Raw genomic sequence first — 24,360 nt, 5'->3', positions numbered from 1 at the left:
TCTCCGAACGCTGAGAGGCCGTGTAATATATCCGCCGTCGCTGCTTCATCGCTACACTCCATCTTCTTCCAAAGATTAAAGTGTTGCCGCCACACGTTGAACCCACCACCGATTGCCGACGTTGATCCTCCCTGCGGCGCAGCCGTGGGGAGGGGGGACCGCCGCGAAGCGCGGGGGTGGAGGGGAGGCGGCCTCGCGCCACTAGCCCCTCCGTCAGCGCTTCGCGCTGCCACCTCCCCATGCCTGCGGCACAGGGAGGATATGTCCCCATCGTCACCCCGGACTTGATCCGGGGTCCACAATTACCGTTGAGCCAGTGGATCCCGGATCCAGTCCGGGATGACGAAAGGTAGGAATGTCCGCTTCCCCACCCAAAGCGGGCATCTACCGACCCAAATGAAGAGGCGGCGCGGAGCTCCCGCTCCGCACCGCCTCGACAATGGTTCCAAACGGAAACCATCGCCCCCCCGTCCGATCCGAATAGCCGTGGGTCGCAGAAAGCTGCCGGCCGGAACAAAGCTCGGAAAATCAGTCGTCTGTTTCAGGTCCCCGCCAAACCCCATCCATTGGCGTCACGCCACGATTCTCCTCGCACGCTCCGTTTCGAAGCGGACGACCAACTATGACGCAGCCCGCGCGCAGAAAATTGTAGGAACCCGACACGAGCCGACATCGGGACATTGTTTTTCATGCACTTTGCCAGCTAAAACGGGACAGCATGCCGCAACGCGACGCATCTTCTCAACCCCCGACCGGCGCGCGGATCGCCACGCGCTTCTTCCCCTTGTCGCCCGCTCTGCGCCCCTATGTCAGCACCATCTATCTGAGCGAAGTCGCCGTACCCGACGGCAACCGGGTCGAGGATTATCTGCACCCCGAATGGGCGAACCTGCGATTTGTCGAGGGCGACCGGCCGCTCGCGGCGATCGGTGACAGCCCGGTGGTCGAGACACCCCGCTTCGTCGCCACCGGTCCGACGAGCACGGCCACCTATTTCGCGGCGGGCAATATGCGCGCCTGGGGTATTGGCATCCTGCCGATGGGCTGGGCAAAATTCATTCCCTTGCCCGCCGAAGACCTGGCCGACCGCCTGGCCGACGGCGTCACCCACCCGGCCTTTACCCCCTTTGCGCCCTTGCTCGACGCCTTGCGGCAAGTGAACGACGTCGACGCTGCGGCGGCGCTGATCGACGCCCATGTCTGCGCCCTCCTCGCCGATGCGCCGCCCGACGATCCTTCCATCCTCGCCGCACATCGCGCACTGGTCGACGACGAGGTGACGAGCGTGGCCGATCTGTCGGCGAAGCTGTCGCTCTCCGAAAGGTCGATCGAGCGCCTGAGCCACCGCGCCTTCGGTTTTTCACCCAAATTGCTGTTGCTGCGCCAGCGCTTCCTGCGCTCGCTCGCGCGGTTCATGCTCGACCCGTCGATGGCGTGGATCGATACGATGGACCATCATTACTATGACCAGGCGCAATTCACCCGCGACTTCCAGCGCTTCATGGGGATGAGCCCGCGCGACTATGCCGCGCGCCCCAAGCCGATATTGGGCGCCGCAGCGTTTGCGCGGGCTGCTGCTGCCGGCGCCGCGGTACAGGGCCTCCATAAGCCGACCGGATAACCCCGTTTTCCGCCAAGTGGCTTGACCCGCGCCGCGCGTTCGGTGCAAGCGGCAGGCGACGGACGCGCGGGTAGCTGCCCTATCCACAGAATCAAAGAAATGCAGGCCGGCAGCGCCAGCGCCGCCGGAACAGGACGAACGACAATGAGCGATATTCAGGCCATTCAGACCCGGCTGATGGGCGACATAGCGGCGGCTGCCGACCTCGACGCGATCGAGGCGCTGCGCGTGTCCGCGCTCGGCAAGGCGGGAACGATCACCGCGCTGCTCAAGACGCTGGGCGGCATGACCCCCGACGAGCGGCAGACGAAAGGCCCCGAAATCCACGCGCTGCGCGAAACGGTCACCGCGGCGCTCGGCGCGCGCAAGGCGGCGCTCGACGCCGCGGCGCTCGACGTCAAACTCGCCGCCGAAGCGATCGACATGTCGCTGCCTGCCGACGCGGCCCCGCGCGGCAGCGTCCACCCGGTCAGCCAGGTGATGGACGAGCTCGCCGAAATCTTCGCCGACATGGGCTTCGCCGTCGCGACGGGTCCCGAGATCGAGGACGACTGGCGCAACTTCACCGCGCTCAACATTCCCGAAACGCATCCGGCGCGCGCGATGCACGACACCTTCTATTTCCCGGCGCAGATGAACGATGCCGAGGGCCGCGCGATACTGCTCCGCACCCACACGTCGCCGGTGCAGATCCGCACGATGATGAGCCTGGAGCCGCCGATCCGCATCATCGCGCCGGGCCGCGTCTATCGCAGCGACAGCGACGCGACGCACACCCCGATGTTCCATCAGGTCGAGGGCCTCGTCATCGACCGCGGTATCCATATGGGCCACCTCAAATGGACCCTCGAAACCTTCCTCAAAGCCTATTTCGAGCGCGACGACATCGTGCTGCGCCTGCGCCCCAGCTATTTCCCCTTCACCGAACCGTCGGCCGAGGTCGATGTCGGCTATAAGCAGGAAAAGGGTCGCCGCATCGTAGGCGGCAATGGCGACGAAGAAGGCCATGCCTGGATGGAACTCCTCGGCAGCGGCATGGTCAACCGCCGCGTCATCGCGAATTGCGGGCTCGACCCCGACGAGTGGCAAGGCTTTGCCTTCGGGGTCGGCGTCGACCGGCTCGCGATGCTCAAATATGGCATGGACGATCTGCGCGCCTTCTTCGACGGCGATCTTCGCTGGCTGTCGCATTACGGGTTCGGCGCGCTGTCGGTCCCGACGCTCAGCGGGGGAGTTTCGGCATGAAGATCACGCTCGACTGGCTCAAGGAGCATCTCGACACGAGCGCGAGCGTCGATGACGTCGTCGCCACGCTCAACCGCATCGGCCATGAGGTTGAAGGCGTCGAGAATCCCGCCGAAAGGCTCGCGGGCTTTCGCGTCGCGAAGGTGCTGACCGCCGAACGCCACCCGCAGGCCGACAAGCTGCAGGTGCTCACCGTTGATACCGGCGACGGCGGCGCGCCGCTGACCGTCGTGTGCGGCGCACCCAACGCGCGCGCCGGCCTGGTCGGCGTACTCGGCCTGCCCGGCGCGATCGTGCCGGCGAACGGCATGGAGTTGAAGATCGCGGCGGTGCGCGGGATCGAATCGAACGGCATGATGTGTTCGACGCGCGAACTCGAGCTCGGCGACGATCATGACGGGATCATCGAACTGCCCGCCGACGCTCCGATCGGCACCAGCTTCGCCGACTATAGCGGCGCGGGCGATCCGGTAATCGACATTTCGATCACTCCGAACCGGCAGGATTGCATGGGCGTGCGCGGCATCGCGCGCGACCTCGCCGCCGCCGGGCTCGGTACGCTGAAGCCGCTCGACGTCCCGACGATCGTAGGCGAAGGTCGGTCCGCGACCGAAATCCGCACCGACGATCCCGAAGGCTGCCCCGCTTTCTATGGCCGCACGATCAGCGGCGTCACCAACGGCACCGCGCCCGAATGGATGCGCCGCCGTCTGGAAGCGGTCGGCCAGCGCTCGATCTCGGCGCTCGTCGACATCAGCAATTATGTGATGTTCGACCTCGGCCGCCCGAGCCATATCTATGACCGCGCCCAGCTGACCGGCGCGCTCGTCGCGCGGCGCGCCAGGGATGGCGAGACGGCGACCGCGCTCAACGGCAAGGACTATGTGCTCGCCGGCACGATGACGGTGATCGCCGACGATAGCGGCGTCCACGACATCGCCGGCATCATGGGCGGCGAGCATAGCGGGTGCAGCGAGACGACGACCGACGTGCTGATCGAAATCGCCTATTTCACTCCCGAACGCATCGCGCTGACCGGTCAGGCGCTCGCGCTGACCAGTGATGCGCGCAGCCGCTTCGAGCGCGGGGTCGATCCGGCGTTCCTCGACGACGCGACCGCGATCGTCACCGCGCATGTGCTCGCGATCTGCGGCGGCACACCCTCTGCCGTGACGCGCGCGGGCGCGCCGCCCGCCGATGTGAAGACGGTCGATTACGATCCGTCGCTGTCGGCAACACTCGGCGGCATCGCGATTGACCCCGAGCGGCAGAAAGAAATTCTCGTCGCGCTCGGTTTTTCGGTGATCGACAATGGTGGCCGCTGGCAGGTCGCTGTGCCGAGCTGGCGCCGCGATGTCGACGGCGCCCCCGACATAGTCGAGGAAGTCACGCGCATCATCGGCTTCGACGCCGTGGCATCGGTTCCGCTGCCGCGCACCGACGGCGTCGCGAAACCGACCGCGACCGCCGAACAGCTGCTCGAGCGCCGCCTGCGCCGCGCCGCGGCCGCGGCAGGCTTCGACGAGGCCGTCACCTGGTCGTTCATCAGCGAAAGCGACGCCGTGCCGTTCGGTGGCGGCACGTGGTCGCTCGCCAATCCGATCAGCGAAGACCTGAAAGTCATGCGGCCGTCGCTGCTCCCCGGCCTGCTCGCCGCGGCACAGCGCAACCAGAATCGCGGCGCCGACAGCATCCGCCTGTTCGAGATCGGTCGCCGCTATCTGTCCGACGCCGAACATCCGACGCTCGCGATCCTCATGGCCGGCGACAAGCGCGCGCGCGGTTGGCAGGCGGGCAAGGCCGCACCGTTCGATGCGTTCGACGCCAAGGCGGCGACGCTATCGCTTCTCGAAGCCGCGGGCGCGCCCGCCGACCGGTTGCAGGTCATGGAGGCCGTCACGACCGGCAGCATATGGCACCCCGGTCAGTCGGCGACGTTGCGCCTTGGCCCCAAGGCCGTGCTCGCCGAATTCGGCGCGCTCCACCCGCTGTTGACGCGCGCCTTCGACGTCGACGGCCCGGTGATGGCGGTGCAGATCTTCCTCGATGCGATCCCCGCGAAGCGTGCAAGCGGCCCCGCGCGCGCCGCCTTCACGCCGCCGGCGCTGCAATCGGTACGCCGCGACTTCGCCTTCCTCGCGCCGACGAGCCTGACCGCCGCCGATCTGGTGCGCGCAATCCGCGGCGCCGACAAGGCGAGCATCGTCGACGCCCGCCTGTTCGACCGTTTCAGCGGTCAGGGCGTGCCCGAGGGTCAGGTGAGCCTCGCGGTCGAGGTCGAGCTGCAGCCGCTGGAGAAGAGCTTCACCGACGCCGAGCTGAAGGCGATCGCTGACAAGGTGGTCGCCGCCGCGGCGAAGGCCGGGGCAACGCTGCGCGGCTGATCTTCGCTTCGGCGAGAGAAGAAAGGGAGAGTTTCGTCATGGACACCCGCCACCTCGTCGACCGCGAGATCGCGCCGATCATCGACCTGTTTCCACGCGTCGATCTCGATTCGGCGCCGATCGCCCAAATTCGTGCCAAGGCGGCGGAGACTTATTCGATCCTGCCGCCGCCGGTCATCGCGCCCGAGAGGCTGGTCGTGCCGTCGATCCATGGCGGACCCGACATAACAGTCTTTCTCTATCGCCCGGCCACAACGCGTCCGGGTGGTGGCGCGATCCTCCACATCCACGGCGGCGGCATGGTGATGGGATCGGTCGAGCAAATGCAGGCCGGACCCGCGGCGCTGGCCGCTGCCGCCGGCGTTCCGGTCGCATCGGTCGAATATCGCCTCGCGCCCGAACATCCCTTTCCCGCGCCGCAGGAAGATTGCCATTCGGCGCTGGCGTGGCTCGCAAGCCACGCCGATGCGCTCGGGTTCGACGCGGGCCGGATCATTGTCGCGGGTGAGAGCGCGGGCGGTGGACTTGCCGCCGCACTCGCGATCATGGCGCGCGATCTCGGCGGCCCGGCGATCGCGGGCCAGCTCCTGACCTATCCGATGCTCGATCATCGTACCGGCAGCGACGATTGTCCGTACAAGAACCCCATGACCGGCGAATTCATCTGGACGCGCGCGAGTAACCGCTTCGGCTGGCGCGCGCTGCAGGGCGATTACGAGGCCGACGACGAACGGCGCGGCTGGTTCTCGCCGAGCCTCGCCGACGATCTATCGAACCTGCCGCCCGCCTATATCGCGACAGGCAGCCTCGATCTCTTCTTCGATGAAAATCTCGACTATGCGCGCCGGCTCGTTGCGGCCGGCGTGCCTGTCGATCTGCACAGCTATGCCGGCGCGATCCATGCCTTCAATGCGATCCCCGACGCCGCGCTGTCGCAGCGTTTCAACGGCGGGCTGCTGGCGGCGGCGGCGGCCATGGCGGGGCCGGCAAACAGCTGAAGGGACGGCAGGGCAAACATCGTCGGCGTATGGTTTTGGCGAAATATTGCCCTATATCGGACCGAAGATGAGGGACGGACATGCCCGGCCATAGCCACTATCAGCTTTTCGAAACCGCGGCCGGTGTCGCCGCTATCGGCTGGACGAGCGCCGGCATTATGAGCTTTCGCCTGCCTGCGGCGACCGCAGCCGAAGCCGAGCGCGCCGTTTTGCGCCGCCTGCCCGACGCGATGCGTACCGAGCCCCCAGCCGAAATAGGGACGGTCATCGACGCGGCAATCCGTTATTTCAAAGGAGAGCGGATCGAGTTTTTCGATGTACCCATCGATCTGGGCGAACAGCCTGCCTTCTTCGCACAAGTCTATGCTCTGGTACGCAAGCTCGGCTGGGGCGAAACGACCACTTATGGCGCCGTCGCGCGGGCGCTGGACGCGGGTCCCGAACATGCCCGCGCCGTCGGACAGGCGATGGCGACGAATCCCGTCCCGCTGATCGTCCCCTGCCACCGCGTCTTGGCCGCGGGCGGCAAGATCGGGGGTTTCTCTGCGCCCGGCGGTTCAACGTCCAAAGCCCGGATGCTCGAACTCGAAGGCGTGCCGGTTACCGTCGCGCCGGTTCAGCACGGGTTTGATTTCTAGGCCGCGACCGCATCCTCGCTGTGGCTCGTCGCCGCTTCGAGCAGGCGTTTCTCGAGGCTCTTCACCCGCGCCGCGCTGTCGATCTTGTCGCCGATCAGGTCGGTCACGTAAAAAGTGTCGACCGCGCGCTCGCCATAGGTCGCGACATGCGCCGAGTGCACCGTGACCTTCGACTGGAACAGCGCATAGGCGAGCTGGTTGAGCAGCGCGGGACGATCCTGCGCATTGACCTCGATCACCGTGAAGCGGTTCGACGCCTTGTTGTCGACAAAGACGTTTGGCGCGACACGGAACGCCTCGGCACGCGTGCGCGGCAGCGCGCGCGCTTCGAGTTTCGGCAGCAATTTGTGTCGGTTGGCGAGCGCATCCTCGATCGCGCGGGTCAGCCGGCCGATCTGCCCCGCCTCGGCGAACGGCCGCCCGAGCGGATCCTGGACGAGGAAATTGTCGAGCGCGAGCCCGTCGCGCGTCGTGTGGATGCGCGCATCGATGATGTTGCCGCCGGCGAGGTGGATGCCGCCAGCGATGCGATAGAAAAGGCCCGGATGGTCGGCGGCGAGCACCATCACCAGCGTCGCGCCGCGATCGTCGTCAGGCACCGCGGCGATGTGCAGCGGCGCTTCGCCCGCCTGCCGGATATGGACCAGGTTGGCGGCAATGACCTCGACCGGTTCGGCGATCCAGTAGCTTTCGGGAAGGCGCTTTGCGACCTTGTCGAAAGTTTTCCGGTCGAAACCGAACTGCGCAGCAACCGCTTCTTTCTTGCTTTCGATTCGCGCTTCGCGGCCGCGCTGTTTGTGACCGAGGCGCAGGACTTCTTCGGCGGCGTCGTATAGCTCGGTGAGCAGCTGACGCTTCCAGCCGTTCCATACGCCCGGACCGACGGCGCGAATATCGACGACGGTGAGCACGAGCAACAGACGCAGGCGCTCTGCCGATTGCACCACCTGCGCAAAATCGAGGATCGTCTTGAAATCGGCAAGATCACGCTTGAACGCGGTCGCCGACATGAGGAGGTGATAGCGTACGAGCCACGACACCGTCTCGGTCTCGGCTTCGTTCAGCCCGAGACGCGGGCAGACGCGCAGCGCGAGTTCGGCGCCGAGGACGCTATGGTCGCCGCCGCGCCCCTTAGCGATGTCGTGGAGCAGCACCGCGAGGTAGATGACGCGCCGCGAATGGATCTGGTCCATGATCGCGGTCGACAGCGGATGGTCTTCCTTGAGCCTGTTCTGCTCGATGTCGGCAAGGAGGCCGATCGCACGGATCGTATGCTCGTCGACGGTATAGTGATGATACATGTCGAACTGCATCTGCGCGACGACGCGGCCGAAATCGGGAACGAAACGGCCGAACACCCCCGCCTCGTTCATCCAGCGCAGCACCGTTTCGGGATCGCGCGGGGACGTCAGTACGTCGAGGAACAGCTCGTTCGCGCGCGCGATGCGCCGCACGCCGCGCGCGTCGATCAGCTTCGCGTCGTGCCGCGCCTGGCGCATCGCCTGCGGATGGATTTCGAGGCCATGCTTGTCGGCGAGCGCGAAAATCTCGACCAGCCGCACCGGGTCTGCCTGAAAGAAATCGTCGCTCGGCAACGCAAGCCGGCCGCGGTCGAGCACGAAGCCGTGGAGCTTGCCCGGCCGCCGCCGGATCGTCGGCAGGAAACGCCGCCCGCGCGTCGCCATCTGGTCGTCGAGATGCGCGAGGAAGGTGCCGGTGACGTCGCCGACGCTTTTGGCGTGGAGAAAATAGAGCTGCATGAAGCGTTCGACCGCGCTCTTTCCCGGGCGGTCGGCGAATTTCATGCGCGCCGCAATCTCGCGCTGGAAGTCGAAGGTCAGCCGGTCCTCGGCGCGCCCCGCGAGCGTATGAAGGTGACAGCGCACGGCGAGCAGGAAATTCTCGGCGCGTTCGAACTGGCGAAGCTCGCGGCCCGATAACAGCCCCGCGTCGACAAGCTCGGGGACGGTGCGGACGCGGTGGATGAACTTGCCGATCCAGAAGAGCGTATGGAGGTCGCGCAGCCCCCCCTTCCCTTCCTTCACATTGGGTTCGACGACATAGCGCGAATCGCCCATGCGCTTATGGCGCTCGTCGCGTTCGGCCAGCTTTTCGGCGACGAAAGCCCGCGCATTGCCCGCGACAACCTCGGCATCGAAGCGCGCCGACGCCTGATCGTAAAGCGCACGGTCACCCCAGATGAAGCGCCCTTCGAGCAACGCGGTGCGGATCGTCAGATCCTCCTTCGCGGCGCGCACCATCTCGTCGAGCGAGCGGCTCGAATGACCGACCTTCAGCCCGAGATCCCACAGCGTGTAAAGCTGCGCCTCGATTACCTGTTCGGTCCAACTCGTCTGCTTGAACGGCGTCAAAAAGCCGATGTCGATGTCGCTGTGCGGCGCCATTTCGCCGCGGCCGTAACCGCCGACCGCGATCAGCGTAATGCGTTCGCCCGCCGACCGATTCGCCGACGGATAAAGATAGCCGACGGTGAAATCATGGCTGAGGCGGATGATCTGATCGATCAGGAACACCATCGCATTCGCCGCGACGCGACCCGAGGAAGGCCGTTCGAGCAGCCGGCGTTCGATTTCGGCACGCCCGTCATCGAGCGCCGTCTTGAGCAGTGCCACCATCGCGCGGCGGCGCCTCCCCGAATCGCCGCTTTCGGCGGCGATCGCGTCGAGCTGCGCCGCGAGATCGCGCCGGTCGATGATCGCGCGGCGCTGGTCGAGATTGTCGAACAGGTCGCTCATGGCGCGTCGGCCATCAGCCGCTTGAGCGTATAGAGCGCGTCGAGCGCCTCGCGCGGCGCGAGCGCGTCGGGATCGATGTCCGCCAGCGCCTCGCGCAACGCGTCACGCACCGCCGCGGGTGCCTCGGTGAGCGTCGCGGCGAACAGCGGCAGGTCGTCGAGCCCCGCGGCGAGCCCGCCGGTCTTCTCGCGCCCCGCCTCGAGTTTCGCCAGCACGGCTTCGGCGCGCCTGACCACCCCTGCCGGAACGCCCGCGAGGCGCGCGACCGCGAGGCCGTAACTGCGGTCGGCAGGCCCCTCGGCTAGTTCGTGGAGCAGCACCAGATCGCCCTGCCATTCGCGCGCGCGGACATGGTGGAGCGACAGCGCGTTCAGCGTTTCGGCAAGCCGCGTCAGCTCGTGATAATGCGTCGCGAATAGGCAGCGGCACTTGTTCACCTCGTGCACCGCCTCGACCACCGACCAAGCGAGAGCGAGCCCGTCGTAGGTCGAGGTGCCGCGCCCGACCTCGTCGAGGATGACGAAGCTTTGCGAGGTCGCCTGCGCGAGGATCGCCGCGGTTTCGACCATCTCGACCATGAAGGTCGAACGCCCGCGCGCGAGATTGTCGCTGGCGCCGACGCGGCTGAACAGCCGGTCGACTAGGCCGAGCTTGGCCGATGCCGCAGGGACAAAACCGCCCGCCTGCGCGAGCACGACGATCAGCGCATTCTGGCGGAGGAAGGTCGACTTGCCGCCCATATTCGGGCCGGTGACCAGCCAGAGCCGGTCGCGCTGCGACAGCGAGACGTCATTGGGCACGAAGCGCTCGCCCGATTTCGCGAGCGCCGCCTCGACCACCGGATGGCGTCCGCCGCTTACGTCGAGGCAGGGGTCGTCGGCGAGGTCTGGGCGGCACCAGTTATGGCTCATCGCATGATCGGCGAGCGCCGCGGCGACATCGATGCGCGCGAGCACGTCGCAGCTCGCGGCGATCGCCCCGCGCCGCACGATCGCTGCGTCGGTGAGCGATTCGAGATGCGCGGCCTCGGCAGCGATCGCATGAACACCCGCCTGCGTCACCCGGCTCGCGGCTTCGTGGAGGTCCGACGAGTTGAAGCGCACGACGCCCGCGAGCGTCTGGCGGTGGGTGAAGCCCGATTCGGGCGTCATCAATGCATCGGCATGCTTTGCGGGCACCTCGACATGATAGCCGAGCACGCCATTGTGGCGGATCTTGAGCGAGGCGATACCGGTGCGGTCGCGATAGTCGGCTTCGAGCGCGGCGATCGCCTTGCGCCCATCGCGCGCGGTTTCGCGCAGCGCGTCGAGCGCATGGTCATAGCCCTCGGCGATATAGCCGCCCTGCGCGGCGTCGACCGGCGGGGTTTCGATCAGCGCGCGGCTGAGTTCGTCGACGAGCGTGCCATGCCCGTCGAGCCCGGGAAGCAGGCGCGTGAGCAAGGGCGGCAGGTCGGGACGGCGCGTGAGCCGTTCACGCAATAGCCGTGCGCCGCCGAGCGCGTCGCGCAGCTGCGCCAGATCGCGCGGTCCGCCGCGCCCCGCGACGAGGCGCCCGAGCGCCCGCCCGGCATCGGGAAGCGCCCGGAGTGCCGCGCGCAGTTCACCGCGCCACAGTGCATCGCGCGCGAGCCCGTCGACGAGATCGACCCGGTCGAGGATTGCATCCTTGTCGGTGAGCGGGCTCGCGAGATCGTCGGCAAGCAGCCGCGCGCCCGCCGCGGTGACGGTGCGGTCGATCGTGCCGAGCAGGCTGCCCTCGCGGGCGCCCGCCATCGTGCGGACGAGTTCGAGGCTCTCGCGCGTCGCGGCGTCGATCGCCATCCGCCCCGACGCGAGGTGCCGCAGCGGCGGCTGGAGGAAGGTCGGTCCACCGGTGCCGACATGGTCGAGATAGGCGACGAGCGCGCCCATTGCCGCGATTTCGCCGCGCCCGAACTGGCCGAAGCCGTCGAGCGTTTGAACGCCGAAGAAGCTTTCGAGGCGCTTTTGCGCACTCGTGCTGGAAAAGTCCGCGGGCGGGCGGCGCACAATCTGCCGCGCCGACGAGATCGGCAGCTCCTCGGCCGACTCGCTGAGCAGAAGCTCCGAAGGCGCGAGCCGCGCGAGTTCGGCGTCGACCGCTTGCGCAGAAACGGCGACGACCTCGAAGCGCCCGGTCGAAATGTCGGCGGCGGCAATCGCCACCTCGCCGTCGCTGCCAATCTGCGCGAGCGCGGCGAGGCGGTTCGCGCTGCGCCCTTCGAGCAGGCTCTCCTCGGTCAGCGTGCCCGCGGTGACGAAGCGCACGATGTCGCGCGCGACGAGTGCTTTCGACCCGCCGCGCGCCTTCGCCTCGGCCGGCGTCTCGATCTGCTCGGCGATCGCGACACGGTGCCCGGCCCGGATCAGCCGCGCAAGATAGGATTCGGCCGCGTGCACCGGCACCCCGCACATCGCCACCGGCTGTCCGTCATACTCGCCGCGCGACGTGAGCGCGATGTCGAGCGTTGAGGCGGCCGCCTTCGCATCGTCGAAGAAAAGCTCGAAAAAATCGCCCATGCGATAGAAGAGCAGGCAATCGCCCGCCTTGTCCTTCAGCGACCAATATTGCGCCATCATCGGCGTTACGGCGGGCGCGGGACTATTCGAATTGGCAGCGGAGCGGGCGGTGACAGGCATGCGACATGCTTAGGGACGGATATAGGTCCGTGGCAAGACGCGCGCGCGATTCGCGGGTTCCATTTCCGCTTGGCGACGCTAGGGAATGGGCTCGGGCGCGCGCCTTGTGGATCAGTTGAGAGGATAAATGATGGACAGCGGCAGCAAGGTGCAATTTTCGGACCGCGAGGCCCTGCTTTACCATGAATATGGCCGACCCGGGAAAATCGAGATCGTCGCGTCGAAACCGATGGCGACGCAGCGCGACCTCAGCCTTGCCTATTCGCCCGGCGTCGCCGTGCCGGTGCTCGCGATCGCCGAGGATCCGGCGAAAGCCTATGATTATACGATCAAGGGCAATCTGGTCGCGGTGATCTCGAACGGCACCGCGATCCTCGGGCTCGGCAACCTCGGCGCGCTCGCATCGAAGCCGGTGATGGAAGGCAAGGCGGTGCTGTTCAAGCGCTTCGCCGACGTCGATTCGATCGACCTCGAGGTCGACACCGAAGATCCCCAGCGCTTCATCGAGGCGGTCGAGCTGCTCGCGCCGAGCTTCGGCGGCATCAACCTCGAAGATATTGCCGCGCCCAACTGCTTCATCATCGAAGCGGCGCTGAAGGAACGCATGAACATCCCGGTGTTCCATGACGACCAGCACGGCACCGCGATCATCACCGCCGCGGGCCTGATCAACGCCTGTTATCTGACGGGACGCGACCTTGCGACGGTGAAGATCGTCGTCAACGGCGCCGGCGCAGCGGCGATCGCGTGCACCGCGCTGATCAAGGCGATGGGCGTGCGGCACGAAAATGTCATCATGTGCGACCGCAAGGGCACCATCTATCAGGGCCGCACCGAAAGCATGGACCAGTGGAAGTCGGCGCATGCGGTGCCGACCGAAGCGCGCAACCTGACCGAAGCGCTCGTCGGCGCCGACGTGTTCCTCGGCCTCTCGGCCGCGGGCGCGCTGAAGCCCGAGATGGTGAAGGATATGGCGCCCGCGCCGATCATCTTCGCGATGGCGAACCCCGATCCCGAAATCTCGCCGCCCGATGCGCGCGCGGCGCGACCCGACGCAATCATCGCGACGGGGCGGTCGGACTATCCGAACCAGGTCAACAATGTGCTGTGCTTCCCCTTCATCTTCCGCGGCGCGCTCGACGTCCATGCGACCGCGATCAACGAAGAGATGAAGATCGCAGCGGCCTATGCGATCGCCGACCTTGCGCGCCAGCAGGTGCCCGAGGAAGTCGCCGCGGCCTATGGCGGGCGCGCATCGAGCTTCGGTCCCGAATATATCATCCCCTCGCCCTTCGATCCGCGCCTGATGGAAATCGTGCCCGCGGCGGTCGCCGAAGCGGCGATGAAGAGCGGTGTCGCGCAGCGGCCGATCGCGAATCTCGACGAATATCGCACCCAGCTCCGCGCCCGGCTCAACCCGACGACCTCGGTCCTCACGCTCGCTTATGAAGCCGCGCGCAACAATCCGAAGCGCGTCGTCTTTGCCGAGGGCGAAGAGGAAGTCGTGCTGCGCGCCGCGATCCAGTTCCGCGATGGCGGTTACGGGATTCCGGTGCTCGTCGGACGCGAGGGGCTGCACGACAAGCTGCGCGCGATGGGTGTCGCCGACGCCGAAAGCTTCGAGGTCCACAACAGCGTCAATTCGCCGCACGTGCCGCAGATGGTCGACATGCTCTACGAACGGCTGCAGCGCCGCGGATACCTCCGCCGCGACGTCGAACGCATGGTCAATCGCGACCGCAACATCTTCGGCTCGCTACTGCTCAAAATGGGCCTCGGCGATGCGATGATCACGGGCACGACGCGCACCTACTCGCAGTCGATGCGCGAAATCCGGCGCGTGATCGACCATGCCGAGGGCAAGACACCGTTCGGCATCCACATTCTCGTCGATCAGCACCACACCATCTTCATGTCCGACACGACGGTCAACGAGCGGCCGACCGCCGAGATGCTCGCCGACATCGCCGAGCGCACCGCGCAGGTCGCGCGGCGCATGGGTCACGAACCGCGCGTCGCCTTCCTCTCCTATTCGACCTTCGGCAATCCCGAGGGAAGCTGGCTCGAAAGCATCCGCGAGGCGGTGTCGATCCTCGATGGGCGCAAGCCCGGCTTCGAATATGAAGGCGAAATGGCGCCCGACGTCGCGCTCAACGAGAAGGTGATGAAGAATTATCCCTTCTGCCGCCTGTCGGGCCCCGCGAACGTCCTGATCATGCCGGGGCTGCAATCGGCGAACCTGTCGGCGAAGCTGCTGCGCGAGCTCGGCGGTGGTGCGGTAATCGGCCCGATGCTCGTCGGCATGGAGAAACCGGTGCAGGTCGCGACGATGGCATCGACCGCGTCGGACCTCGTCACCCTCGCGGTGCTCGCGGCGGGCGGGATCGCGCAATAAGAAAAAGCGGCGGTGCCCAACGCGCCGCCGCTTTCCTATCCGTTGCCGGTGTCTTCGGCCTTTACTGCCCCGGAGCCCCCGCACCCGGCGCGCCCACGGCGCCGATGTTACCGAAGATATCCTCGAAGAAGCTGCGATGACGGCCGAGCGTCGGCGTCTTGTCGCCTTCGGGGCTGATCTTGCTCACCAGTTCGAGGCCGGTACGATCGACCGCGGCGACGTTGCCCGCGGTGTCGAAGCGGACGCGCAGCACCTGCTGATCGACCGGACGCGGCTTGGCGAAGGCGAGCTGCCGCGTTTCGCGCGACACATAATAATATTCATTGTCGCTGAACTGGCCGACGAAGGTCGGACGGCCGAGCGTCTTTTCGACCGATTCGCGGTTGTCGACGCCCGGCGTGATCGCTTCGGTCAGCAGCGGATCGACGACATAGCCCTGCCGCCCCTTCAGTTGCGCGCAGCCGCTGGTGGCGAGTGCGACGGCGAGGCCGAGCACGACGAGGCGCGCGCGCGGGGCAGGAAGCGAAAGGATCGAATTCGGCATCAAATATCTCCGTTGCGCCCGTCCGCCGCTAATCCCGGCGGTCGGCGCTGGCTCTCGCGCCTCTTAACCGCAAGCGGTGAGCGCGCACAAGCTGCTTGTGCCGCGGCAAAGCTTGCCACAAGCTGACCGGAGTGCGGCGCGGGGCAAGAGTTTGGCTCCCCTTTTCCGATGGCGCGAATGCGCCTAAGCGGATGGCATGATCTCACTCAGCAAATTGTTCCGCTCCCAGCCCGACCCGCGCGAGGCGCGTCGCCCGCTATGGGACGCCGTTGTCGCGACCGCGCGCGCACCGCACTGGTACGCGCAAGGCACCGTTCCCGATACCCTCGACGGCCGGTTCGACATGATCAGCCTGGTGATGGCGCTGGTGCTGCACCGGATCGACGACGACCCTGCACAGGGCATCGCAGGCGTTCAGCTGACCGAATTGTTCGTGAACGACATGGACGGGCAGATGCGCCAGATCGGTTTTGGCGACATGGTCGTCGGCAAGCAGGTCGGGCGGATGATGAGCGCGCTCGGCGGGCGGCTCGGCGTTTATCGCGCCGTCGACGGATCGGACGAATTGCGCGCCGCACTTGTCCGCAATCTGTGGCGCGGCAATGAACCCGGCAAAGCGGGGCTCGCGCATGTGGTGGCCGAGGTCGCGGCGCTGCGCGCAGCACTGGCGGCCACGCCGGTGGTCGATCTCGTCGTCGCCGATCACTTGGGTGGAGCGCCGCGTTGAGCGCCCCCGAATTCTCGCTGATCGTCACGCTGGCCGATGCCGCGCATGGCCGCGCCCTTTCGGTCGAGGCCGATACCGAAACCCGTGCGAGAATTGCCAAGCGACTGAATCTGGTTGGGCTCGATCGCTTCACCGTCACCGCCGAAGTCCGCGCGATCGCGGGCGGAATCGGCGCCAAGGGCGAGGTACAGGCGCTGGTGGTGCAGGCTTGCGCCGCGACCGACCTACCCGTCCCTGCAACGATCGCCGAACCTTTCGATCTCCGCTTCCTGCGCGATGTCGATGCGCCCGTGGGTGAAGACGAAGAGATCGAAATCGGCAGCGAGGATCTGGATCTTCTCCCGCTCGAGGGCGACCGGGTCGACCTCGGGGATGCGGCAGTCCAGACCCTCTCGCTCGCGCTCGACCCGTTCCCGCGTCACCCCGACGCGACACGCATCCTTGTCGAGAAGGGCGTGCTCAGCGAAGAGGCGGTCGGACCGTTTGCCGCGCTCGCGAAGCTGCGCGGAAAACCCGACGCTTAAGGGCGCTCGTCGGGAGCAGCCTTCGGCTCTTCCCCGACCAGATCGGCAACGGCTGCGCCCAGCCCCGGCTCTTCCTTCGCGGGCGGCGTTTCGGCCTTCGGCTTCTCCGTCCCCTCGCCCGCGGCCTTTTCATCGCGCGTCGGCGGCAGCGCGCCGCCGAGCGCGTTGGCGAGGCCGAGTAGCTGCTCGCCGATCACCTTGTCGACCGCGGGCGCGATATCGGCGACCTTGAAGCGCATATAGCCGCCGACGACATAGTCGAAGCGCAGCGCGCTGCCCGTCGGGGTTTCCTTGATCTGGATTGTCAGCGTGCCGGTCAGCGCCTCACCCTGCAGCGGCCCGAACGCGCCCGAGAGGCGCAGCATCTGGTTCGGTTTCGAAAAGAGGATGCGCGCGTGCTGGACACTACCCACCCCCGACCCGGTGTCGGGCAATTTTTCGCAGAAACAGCCGCCTGCCTGCTGATCGAGCCAGAAGTTCGCGGCGTCGCCCGACCAGCTATGATCCTTCGACCACCAGCTTTGCGGCATGCGGAGCATTTTCCACACGTCGGCAGGGGTCGCGGCGACCTGCGCCGTATGCGCGACCGCGAAGCCGGCGTCACTCTGGTCGACGACCTTGGCGTTTGTGGCCGGCGCGAAAGAAAGCGCCGCGATCATCGCCGCACCTGCGAAATATCCGGAAATTGCCATCAGCCCGTCCCCCTTTGCGCCTCAATAACCGGCGCCGGGGGGACTGGCTAGCCAGCAGTCGCGAGGATCGTTTCGATCGCGTCGTTGACCTCGTCGATCGGCGCCATACCGTCGACATGCGTCACGATCCCGCGCGCTTCGTAGATCGGCAGGATCGGCGCGGTCTTGGCGCGATATTCGGCCATGCGCGTGCGCACCGTTTCCTCATTGTCGTCGGGCCGGCGCTTGAATTCGTGGCTGCCGCAAACGTCGCAAACATTGTCCACCTTGGGCAGCTTGTAGCGATCATGATAGCCGGCGCCGCATTTGGCGCAGCTGAAGCGGCCGGTGATGCGGTCAACGAGCGCATCTTCCTCGACCTGCAGCTCGATCACATGGTCGAGCTTGCGACCACGCGCCGACAGAATGCCGTCGAGCGCCTCGGCCTGTGCCGCCGTGCGCGGGTAGCCGTCAAAGATCACCGAAACGTCGTTGCCGAGCTGGTCGAGCCGCTCGCCGATCAGGCCCGAGACGATTTCGTCCGAGACGAGTTCGCCCGCATCCATCACGGCCTTCGCCTGAACGCCAATCGGCGTTCCTGCCTTGACCGCGGCGCGGAGCATGTCGCCGGTCGAAAGCTGGACCATGCCATGCTCTTCTTCCAGGCGCACCGCCTGCGTTCCCTTGCCCGCCCCCGGCGGACCCAGCAAAATGATATTCAGCGTCATGGAGGCCCCTGTTTCCTGCCCGTTGCCCTATTCCTCTGGCGCGGATGGACGTAGCGGGCGCTTTAGCGCCGCGCAACGCCCCCCTTCAATTTGGCCTTCTTGATGAGGTCGCCATATTGATGCGCGAGCATGTGGCTCTGGATCTGGCTGATCGTGTCGATCGTGACGTTGACGATGATCAGCAGGCTGGTGCCGCCGAGCTGGAACGGCAGGCCCGATCCGGCGATGAAATATTCGGGGATCAGACAGATCGCCGCCAGATAGGCCGCACCAAGCACGGTGATGCGCGTCAGCACATGGTCGAGATAGGCGGCGGTGTTCTTGCCCGGGCGGATGCCGGGGATGAACCCGTTCTGGCGCTTCAGATTGTCGGCGGTTTCCTCGGGATTGAAGACGACGGCGACATAGAAGAAGCAGAAGAAGATGATGCCCGCGGCGTAGAGCAGCATATAGAGCGGCTGGCCGTGCGCGAGATACTGGTTGAGCGAGATCAGGAAGTTGCCGGTCGCGGTGTCGCCCTGGACGTTCTGTCCCATCATCTGCGTGATCGTCAGCGGCATCAGCAACAGCGACGAAGCGAAGATCGGCGGGATGACGCCCGCGGTGTTGACCTTGAGCGGCAGATGGCTGCGATCAGCCTGCATTCCGCCGCGCTGCGTCGCACGCTTCGGATACTGGACAAGCACGCGGCGCTGCGCGCGTTCCATGAAACTGATAAAGGCGATGATCACGATCGCGCCGCCAATGACCGCGATGATCGTGCCGCCGCCCATCGAGCCCTCGCGAACCTGCGTGAACATCTGTGCAAAGCTGCGCGGAAGCTGGGCGAGGATGCCCGCCATGATGATCAGCGACACGCCGTTGCCGATGCCGCGGCTGGTGATCTGTTCGCCAAGCCACATCAGGAAGAGCGTACCGCCGACGATGCTGATGACGGCACCGATACGGAACATCATGCCGGGGTCGACGACCGCGGCGATACCGTTGCTCGCGCCAAGCGATTCGAGGCCGACGGCGATGAAATAGCCCTGGATCGCGGTCAGGAAAACCGTGCCATAGCGCGTATATTGGTTGAGTTTCTTGCGCCCGCTTTCGCCCTCTTTCTTGAGCGCCGCGAGGCTCGGCGACAGCGCCGAGGCCAGCTGCACGACGATCGACGCCGTGATATAGGGCATGACGCCGAGTGCGATGATGCTCATGCGCTCCAGGCTGCCGCCCGAGAAGGTATTGAAGATGTCGAGGACGCCGCCCGATGCGGCCTGGCTGTAGAGCGACGCCAGCGCAACGGGGTCGACCCCCGGCAGCGGCACGAACGACAGGAAACGGAAGACGATCAGCGCGCCGATCGTGAACCAGATGCGGTTCTTGAGTTCGGTCGCCTGGCCGAACTTCGAAAAGTTCAGGTTGGAAGCAAGCTGGTCGGCGCGAGAGGCCATATGATCTTTCCTCGAGTGGCGGACCGCGCCCCCGCGACCCGGCGCCTATGTGCGTTCGCCAGTCACGAAGCGCAAGGGCAAAGGCCCGAATTCAGATGCGACGGGGGCGGATCGACCTATCGCCGACCCGCCCCCAAAGTGCATTAGTTCTTGGCGGCCGCTTCGGCCTTGCGCTTGGCTTTCTTGCCTTCGCCTTCGGCCTTGGGTTCGGGCAGTTCGACCTTGCCGCCAGCCTTTTCGACCGCTTCGATCGCGCCTTTCGACGCACCGGCAACGGCGAAGTTCAGCTTCGCGGTGATTTCACCCTTGGCAAGAAGGCGGACGCCGTCCTTGCCGCCGCGGGCAACGCCAGCGGCCTTGAGCGCGGCGTGATCGATGACAGCCTTGGCGTCGAGCTTCTTCTCGTCGACCAGCTTCTGGATCATGCCCAGATTCACGATCGCGAAATCCTTGCCAAAGATGTTGTTGAAGCCGCGCTTCGGGATCCGCATGTGGAGCGGCATCTGGCCGCCTTCGAAGCCGTTGATCGCGACGCCGCTGCGAGCCTTCTGGCCCTTCTGGCCGCGGCCGGCGGTCTTGCCCTTGCCCGAACCGATGCCGCGTCCGACGCGCATACGGCCCTTGCGGGCGCCATCATTGTCACGAAGTTCGTTAAGTTTGATCGTCATTGCACTCGCTTTCGCTTTTATCGCGCTCCTCTCCCGCAGGCGGGAGAAGATAGGGAGACTTGGGCCGTCAGGCCCTAGTCGAACTTGGTGTGGGCCAGCGACATCGCGCTTCTGCCCACCCCGCTGCGAGTAGCGAACAAGTTCGCAACTCTCGCCGCCCCTCCCGCTTGCGGGAGGGGATATTCGTTAGTCGACGACTTCGACCATGTGCGGCAGCTTGCGGATCATGCCGCGCACTTCCGGGGTGTCGACCAGTTCGACCTCGCGGTGCATCTTGCCCAGGCCGAGGCCGGTCAGGATCGCACGCTGGCTCTTGGGACGACGGATCGGCGAGCCGATCTGGCGGATCTTGATCTTCTTGTCAGCCATCGTCTTACTCCGTCACCGCCGCGGCTTCCGCCTCGGCTGCGCGGTCGGATGCACCGCCACGCTTGATCAGGTCCGAAACCTTCTTGCCGCGACGCTGCGCGACCGACTTCGGGCTGGTCTGTTCGCCAAGCGCCTCGAAAGTCGCACGGATCATGTTGTAGGGGTTCGAAGTGCCGTTCGACTTGGTCACCACATCGGCGACGCCCAGGCTTTCGAACACGGCGCGCATCGGGCCACCGGCGATAATGCCGGTCCCTGCGGGTGCCGAACGCAGCGTCACCATGCCGGCGCCGAAATGGCCAAGACCATCATGGTGCAGCGTGCGACCGTCGCGCAGCGGAACGCGGATCATCGACTTTTTCGCAGCAGCGGTCGCCTTCGAAATGGCTTCGGGCACTTCGCGTGCCTTGCCATGACCGAAACCGGCGCGGCCCTTGCCGTCGCCAACGACGACGAGCGCAGCGAAACCGAAGCGCTTGCCGCCCTTCACCGTCTTCGAGACGCGGTTGATGTGGACGAGCTTTTCGATCAGCTCTTCGCCGCCATCATCGTCGCGCGGGCGGCGATCGTCGCGGCGGCCACGGCCACCGTCGCGACCACCACGGCCACCATCGCGGCCGCCGGCGCCACCACCACGGCCGCGGCGCGGAGCCTGGCCTTCGGTGGGTGCGGGGGCTGCTTCGGGAGCGCCTTCGACGTTCTGTACTTCGTCAGCCATATTAGAACTCCAATCCGCCTTCGCGAGCCGCGTCGGCCAGCGCCTTGATGCGCCCGTGGAACAGGAAACCGCCGCGGTCGAACACAACCTGCGTCACGCCCGCCTTCTTGGCGGCAGCGGCGAGGCGCTTGCCAACGTCGGCAGCCGCCGCAGTGGTCGCGCCGGTCTTGCCGCGGACATCCTTGTCGAGCGTCGAAGCCGCAGCGAGCGTTTGCCCGCCAGCGTCATCGATGAGCTGTGCATAGATGTGACGGCCCGAACGGTGCACCGACAGGCGCGCGCGCCCACCGGCCCGCTTGCGGAGGGCGGTACGAACGCGCTGGCGGCGTTTTTCGAATTGGGTAAGATGTGCCATGGCTTACTTCTTCTTGCCTTCTTTGCGGAAGATGTACTCGCCGCGATATTTGATGCCCTTGCCCTTATAGGGTTCGGGCTTACGCCAACGGCGGATTTCCGCCGCGACCTGGCCGACCTGCTGCTTGTCGATGCCGTTGATCTCGATCGTCGTGTTATCCGGCGTCTTGATCTCGATACCCTCGGGGATCGCGAAGTCGACATCGTGGCTGTAGCCGAGCTGCAGCTTCAACATCTTGCCCTGCGAGTTGGCGCGATAGCCGACACCGGTGATCTCGAGGACCTTGGTGAAGCCTTCGGTCACACCTGTGATCAGGTTCTGCACCAGCGTCCGCTGCATGCCCCAGAAAGCGCGCGCTTCGCGGGTCGTGTTCGCGGGCTGGACCGAGATGCTGCCTTCGCCGACTTCATAGTTGATGAGGTCGGAAAGCGGCATCGCGAGCGTGCCCTTCGGGCCCTTGACCGACAGCTGACCGCCATCGATCGCGGCGGTGACGCCGCCCGGGATCGGTACTGCCTTTTTACCAATGCGCGACATCAGAACACCTCCGCCAGCACTTCGCCGCCGACATTATGTTCGCGTGCTTCGGCGTCCGAGAGAACGCCGCGCGGGGTCGACACGATGGTGATACCCAGGCCGTTGCGAATGATCGGAAGTTCTTTCGAACCCGAATACACGCGGCGACCCGGCTTCGAAACGCGAGCCACATGGCGGATCGCCGGCTGCCCTTCGAAATATTTCAGTTCGATGCGGATGCCCTTGTGCTGGCCCTTGGCACCCAGCGCTTCTTCGCTGTAGCCGCGGATATAGCCTTCGCGCTGAAGAACATCGAGAACACGGACGCGCAGCGTCGAAGCCGGCGTCAGGACGCTGTCCTTCTTCGCCGTCTGGCCGTTGCGGATGCGGGTGAGCATATCACCCAGGGGATCGGTCATTGCCATCTTCTAGTCCCTTACCAGCTCGACTTCACAACACCGGGGATCAGGCCCTTGTTGGCCAGATCGCGGAGCTGGATACGGCACAGCCGGAATTTGCGATAATAAGCGCGCGGGCGCCCGGTCAGCTCGCACCGGTTACGGATGCGGGTCGGGTTACCATTGCGCGGGATTTCCGCCATCTTGAGGCGCGCGATCAGACGCTCGCCATCGTCGAGCGACGTGTCCGCTGCAACCGCCTTCAGCTTCGCATAACGGCCGGCGTATTTCTTCACCAGCTGCTTGCGACGCTCGTTCTTGTTTACCGAACTCAGTTTCGCCATGACTTAAGTTCTCTTTCCTTCTTGAAAGAGCCTGCCTGGTCCCAAAGGGATCAGGCGGCTTCCTTTTCCTGCGCTTCGATCGGGAAGGGGAAGCCGAACAGCTTGAGCAGTTCGCGGGCTTCATCGTCCGTACGGGCGGTGGTGGTGACGATCACGTCCATGCCGCGCACCTGGTCGATGCGGTCATAGTTGATCTCGGGGAAGATGATCTGCTCTTTCAGGCCCATGGCATAGTTGCCACGGCCGTCGAAGCTCGTCGCCGACACGCCGCGAAAATCGCGGATGCGCGGCATTGCGATCGTGATCAGCCGGTCGAGGAATTCATACATGCGTTCGCGGCGCAGGGTTACCTTGCAGCCGATCGGCATGCCTTCGCGCAGCTTGAACTGTGCGATCGACTTCTTCGCCTTGGTCACGACAGGCTTCTGGCCGGCGATGAGTTCCATCTCGGCAGCCGCCGATTCGACCTTCTTCTTGTCCTGCGTGGCTTCGCCGACGCCCATGTTGAGCACGATCTTTTCGATCTTCGGCACTTCCATCGCGTTCTTGTAACCGAATTTCTCGGTCATCGCCTTGACGATCACTTCGTCGTAGCGAGTGCGCATGCGCGGGGTGTAATTGTCAGCCACTGATCGTCTCCCCGGACTTCACGGCCACGCGGACCTTCTTGCCGTCCTTGGTTTCAAAACGAACACGCGTCGGCTTACCGGTCTTGGGATCGGCAACCGCGACCTTGCTCGCGTGCAGCGGCGCTTCCTTGCGTTCCAGACCACCCTGCGGGTTGGTCTGGCTCGGCTTGCGGTGCCGCGTGATGATGTTGACGCCCGCGACCACAACCTTGCCGTCTTTCGGCAGGCTCTGCGTCACTTCGCCGGTCTTGCCCTTGTCCTTGCCGGACAGGATGACAACCGTGTCGCCCTTCTTGATCTTCGCCATACTCATGGTCAGAGCACCTCCGGCGCCAGGCTGATGATCTTCATATAGCCACGGCCGCGCAGTTCGCGGACGACGGGGCCGAAGATACGGGTGCCGATCGGCTCCTCGTTCTTGTTGACGAGCACGGCGGCGTTGCTGTCGAAACGGATCACCGAGCCATCGGCGCGGCGCACATCCTTGCGGGTGCGAACGATGACGGCGCGATGGACGTCGCCCTTCTTCACCTTGCCGCGCGGCTGGGCTTCCTTGATCGACACGACGATCACGTCGCCGACGCCGGCAACGCGGCGCTTCGACCCGCCCAGCACCTTGATGCACTGGACGCGCTTGGCACCGCTGTTGTCAGCGACTTCCAATTGTGACTGCATCTGGATCATCGATGCATTTCCTTCTCTTTTGGCCTACCGGGCAACCCCGGCGGTTCCGTGAACTGTGTCAGCCTTCGGCTGCGGCGGGAGCAGCGGGTGCTGCCGAGCCCTTCGGCTTGCTGTGGGTGTCGACCTTGTCGAGCACCTTCCAGGTCTTCAGCTTCGAAATCGGCTTCGTTTCCTCGATGCGGACGGTTTCGCCGGCCTTGATAGCGTTGTCCTCATCGTGGGCGTGATACTTCTTCGAACGCCGGATGATCTTGCCGTACAGAGGGTGCTTCACCTTCCGTTCGACCTTCACCACGACGGTCTTGTCGCCCTTGTCGGACACCACCGTACCGGTCAGAATGCGCTTCGGCAT

Annotated in this window: 25 protein-coding genes; 8 read left to right on the top strand and 17 right to left on the bottom strand. The window is 65.6% G+C overall.

All coding sequences use genetic code 11. The annotated features are described in order from the left end of the window. The first annotated feature begins 718 nt into the window (after nucleotides 1–718). The 5 genes from ACREBX_RS08650 to ACREBX_RS08630 all read left to right on the top strand — a co-directional run bounded on the left by ACREBX_RS08650 (nucleotide 719) and on the right by ACREBX_RS08630 (nucleotide 6,886). Nucleotides 719–1,621 carry a helix-turn-helix domain-containing protein gene (locus ACREBX_RS08650; protein WP_431561337.1) on the top strand — a complete coding sequence of 301 codons (903 nt, stop codon included), beginning with the start codon at nucleotides 719–721 and terminating at the stop codon, nucleotides 1,619–1,621. 144 nt (nucleotides 1,622–1,765) lie between these two features. Next, nucleotides 1,766–2,866 carry a phenylalanine--tRNA ligase subunit alpha gene (gene pheS / locus ACREBX_RS08645; protein ID WP_431561336.1) on the top strand — a complete coding sequence of 367 codons (1,101 nt, stop codon included), beginning with the start codon at nucleotides 1,766–1,768 and terminating at the stop codon, nucleotides 2,864–2,866. Then, entirely contained in the window at nucleotides 2,863–5,250 is a 2,388-nt protein-coding gene (gene pheT, locus ACREBX_RS08640; RefSeq protein ID WP_431561335.1) for a phenylalanine--tRNA ligase subunit beta, read from the top strand. Before pheS ends, pheT begins: the two co-directional genes overlap by 4 nt. Nucleotides 5,251–5,288: 38 nt before the next feature. Then, entirely contained in the window at nucleotides 5,289–6,248 is a 960-nt protein-coding gene (locus ACREBX_RS08635; protein WP_431561334.1) for an alpha/beta hydrolase, read from the top strand. Between the two features lie 80 nt (nucleotides 6,249–6,328). Beyond that, nucleotides 6,329–6,886 (top strand): methylated-DNA--[protein]-cysteine S-methyltransferase, encoded by a 558-nt coding sequence (locus tag ACREBX_RS08630; RefSeq protein WP_431561333.1) that lies wholly within the window; start codon nucleotides 6,329–6,331, stop codon nucleotides 6,884–6,886. Here the strand turns inward: ACREBX_RS08630 and ACREBX_RS08625 are convergent. Together ACREBX_RS08625 and mutS are read right to left on the bottom strand one after the other, a co-directional pair. Then, a complete protein-coding gene (locus ACREBX_RS08625; protein ID WP_431561332.1) occupies nucleotides 6,883–9,642 on the bottom strand; it encodes a [protein-PII] uridylyltransferase in 2,760 nt (919 codons plus the stop codon). The genes ACREBX_RS08630 and ACREBX_RS08625 overlap by 4 nt on opposite strands. Beyond that, nucleotides 9,639–12,302, bottom strand: a complete 2,664-nt coding sequence (gene mutS / locus ACREBX_RS08620) for a DNA mismatch repair protein MutS (RefSeq protein WP_431561331.1) — start codon at nucleotides 12,300–12,302, stop codon at nucleotides 9,639–9,641. The genes ACREBX_RS08625 and mutS overlap by 4 nt, the downstream gene beginning before the upstream one ends. Before the next feature lie 130 nt (nucleotides 12,303–12,432). Here mutS and ACREBX_RS08615 point away from each other — a divergent pair, with 130 nt between their 5' ends. Next, nucleotides 12,433–14,697, top strand: coding sequence for an NADP-dependent malic enzyme (locus ACREBX_RS08615; RefSeq protein ID WP_431561339.1), 2,265 nt, complete (start codon nucleotides 12,433–12,435; stop codon nucleotides 14,695–14,697). Between the two features lie 61 nt (nucleotides 14,698–14,758). Here the strand turns inward: ACREBX_RS08615 and ACREBX_RS08610 are convergent, their stop codons facing one another. Next, nucleotides 14,759–15,241, bottom strand: coding sequence for an outer membrane protein assembly factor BamE (locus tag ACREBX_RS08610; protein WP_431561330.1), 483 nt, complete (start codon nucleotides 15,239–15,241; stop codon nucleotides 14,759–14,761). 196 nt (nucleotides 15,242–15,437) lie between these two features. Between ACREBX_RS08610 and ACREBX_RS08605 the strand changes: the two genes are divergently transcribed. Together ACREBX_RS08605 and ACREBX_RS08600 are read left to right on the top strand one after the other, a co-directional pair. Continuing rightward, nucleotides 15,438–15,968, top strand: a complete 531-nt coding sequence (locus ACREBX_RS08605; RefSeq protein ID WP_431561329.1) for a ubiquinol-cytochrome C chaperone family protein — start codon at nucleotides 15,438–15,440, stop codon at nucleotides 15,966–15,968. Then, nucleotides 15,965–16,492, top strand: a complete 528-nt coding sequence (locus tag ACREBX_RS08600) for a YceD family protein (protein WP_431561328.1) — start codon at nucleotides 15,965–15,967, stop codon at nucleotides 16,490–16,492. Before ACREBX_RS08605 ends, ACREBX_RS08600 begins: the two co-directional genes overlap by 4 nt. Here ACREBX_RS08600 and ACREBX_RS08595 read toward each other — a convergent pair. The 14 genes from ACREBX_RS08595 to rpsQ form a co-directional block, all read right to left on the bottom strand. Next, complete coding sequence (locus ACREBX_RS08595) at nucleotides 16,489–17,184, bottom strand: hypothetical protein (protein ID WP_431561327.1); 696 nt, start codon at nucleotides 17,182–17,184, stop codon at nucleotides 16,489–16,491. The two genes, ACREBX_RS08600 and ACREBX_RS08595, sit on opposite strands and share 4 nt — an antisense overlap. Before the next feature lie 47 nt (nucleotides 17,185–17,231). Then, nucleotides 17,232–17,891: an adenylate kinase gene (locus ACREBX_RS08590; RefSeq protein ID WP_431561326.1), complete on the bottom strand. Its 660-nt coding sequence runs from the start codon at nucleotides 17,889–17,891 to the stop codon at nucleotides 17,232–17,234. A 62-nt stretch (nucleotides 17,892–17,953) separates the two neighbouring features. Next, nucleotides 17,954–19,327 (bottom strand): preprotein translocase subunit SecY, encoded by a 1,374-nt coding sequence (gene secY / locus ACREBX_RS08585; RefSeq protein ID WP_431561325.1) that lies wholly within the window; start codon nucleotides 19,325–19,327, stop codon nucleotides 17,954–17,956. 143 nt (nucleotides 19,328–19,470) lie between these two features. Next, a complete protein-coding gene (gene rplO / locus ACREBX_RS08580) occupies nucleotides 19,471–19,995 on the bottom strand; it encodes a 50S ribosomal protein L15 (RefSeq protein ID WP_082521560.1) in 525 nt (174 codons plus the stop codon). A gap of 186 nt (nucleotides 19,996–20,181) precedes the next feature. Then, complete coding sequence (gene rpmD, locus ACREBX_RS08575) at nucleotides 20,182–20,364, bottom strand: 50S ribosomal protein L30 (RefSeq protein WP_431561324.1); 183 nt, start codon at nucleotides 20,362–20,364, stop codon at nucleotides 20,182–20,184. 4 nt (nucleotides 20,365–20,368) lie between these two features. Then, a complete protein-coding gene (gene rpsE / locus ACREBX_RS08570) occupies nucleotides 20,369–21,082 on the bottom strand; it encodes a 30S ribosomal protein S5 (RefSeq protein ID WP_431561323.1) in 714 nt (237 codons plus the stop codon). 1 nt (nucleotide 21,083) lies between these two features. Next, nucleotides 21,084–21,437 carry a 50S ribosomal protein L18 gene (rplR, locus tag ACREBX_RS08565; protein WP_431561322.1) on the bottom strand — a complete coding sequence of 118 codons (354 nt, stop codon included), beginning with the start codon at nucleotides 21,435–21,437 and terminating at the stop codon, nucleotides 21,084–21,086. A 3-nt stretch (nucleotides 21,438–21,440) separates the two neighbouring features. Beyond that, on the bottom strand, nucleotides 21,441–21,974 hold the full coding sequence (gene rplF, locus ACREBX_RS08560) for a 50S ribosomal protein L6 (protein WP_431561321.1): 534 nt from the start codon (nucleotides 21,972–21,974) through the stop codon (nucleotides 21,441–21,443). Further along, the gene (gene rpsH, locus ACREBX_RS08555) at nucleotides 21,974–22,378 is read right to left on the bottom strand and encodes a 30S ribosomal protein S8 (protein ID WP_037515661.1); all 405 of its coding nucleotides are present in this window, start codon (nucleotides 22,376–22,378) and stop codon (nucleotides 21,974–21,976) included. The genes rplF and rpsH overlap by 1 nt, the downstream gene beginning before the upstream one ends. A gap of 11 nt (nucleotides 22,379–22,389) precedes the next feature. After that, complete coding sequence (gene rpsN / locus ACREBX_RS08550) at nucleotides 22,390–22,695, bottom strand: 30S ribosomal protein S14 (protein ID WP_056373117.1); 306 nt, start codon at nucleotides 22,693–22,695, stop codon at nucleotides 22,390–22,392. A 50-nt stretch (nucleotides 22,696–22,745) separates the two neighbouring features. Next, nucleotides 22,746–23,324, bottom strand: a complete 579-nt coding sequence (gene rplE, locus ACREBX_RS08545) for a 50S ribosomal protein L5 (RefSeq protein WP_431561320.1) — start codon at nucleotides 23,322–23,324, stop codon at nucleotides 22,746–22,748. Further along, nucleotides 23,317–23,637, bottom strand: coding sequence for a 50S ribosomal protein L24 (gene rplX / locus ACREBX_RS08540; protein WP_431561319.1), 321 nt, complete (start codon nucleotides 23,635–23,637; stop codon nucleotides 23,317–23,319). The genes rplE and rplX overlap by 8 nt, the downstream gene beginning before the upstream one ends. Before the next feature lie 2 nt (nucleotides 23,638–23,639). Further along, nucleotides 23,640–24,008 (bottom strand): large ribosomal subunit protein uL14, encoded by a 369-nt coding sequence (rplN, locus tag ACREBX_RS08535; protein ID WP_431561318.1) that lies wholly within the window; start codon nucleotides 24,006–24,008, stop codon nucleotides 23,640–23,642. 58 nt (nucleotides 24,009–24,066) lie between these two features. After that, complete coding sequence (gene rpsQ / locus ACREBX_RS08530) at nucleotides 24,067–24,360, bottom strand: 30S ribosomal protein S17 (protein WP_431561317.1); 294 nt, start codon at nucleotides 24,358–24,360, stop codon at nucleotides 24,067–24,069.

It is taken from the genome of Sphingopyxis sp. (genome assembly GCF_050725655.1).
Taxonomy (GTDB): Bacteria; Pseudomonadota; Alphaproteobacteria; order Sphingomonadales; family Sphingomonadaceae; genus Sphingopyxis.
The sequence above is the reverse complement of the archived record's forward strand: the minus strand, read 5'-3'. Positions and strand labels throughout refer to the sequence as shown.